This is a genomic window from Singulisphaera rosea (assembly GCF_054877945.1).
In genome coordinates this window covers 1-404 of sequence record NZ_JBTYIP020000113.1, presented here as the reverse complement: position 1 = coordinate 404, position 404 = coordinate 1, and the positions used below count along the sequence as shown (strand labels likewise).

The following is a 404-nucleotide window of genomic DNA, read 5'->3' as shown; positions in this document are numbered from 1 at the left end:
CGGTACGCGACCGCCTTCGGCGTCAGCAACCGGATGCGGCTCGACCTGATGCCGAACGACTTCACCTATCAGGCGGTCAAGAACCGCAACCTGATCGTCTACGAGGGGGGCTTCAAGCGGACCTTCGTGCACGTCCGCGACATGGCCCGCTCGATCATCTTCGCCCTCGAGAAGTGGGACGGGATCAAGGACGAGGTCTACAACGTCGGCCACGAGAGCATGAACTTCACGAAGGAAGACGTGGCGCGGAAGATCCTCGAGCACGTCGACTTCTACCTCCACTTCGCCGAGGTCGGCAGCGACGCGGACCAGCGGAACTACGAGGTCTCGTACGAGAAGATCCGCAAGAAGGGCTTCGAGACGACGGTCGACCTCGACCGCGGGATCGCCGAGCTCGTCCGCGC

General features: G+C 63.1%; 1 protein-coding gene. It reads left to right on the top strand.

Going from position 1 to position 404, the window contains the following annotated elements:
* On the top strand, nt 1-404 hold a 404-nt coding region (locus ACYOEI_RS41185), incomplete at both ends, for an NAD-dependent epimerase/dehydratase family protein (protein ID WP_462856489.1).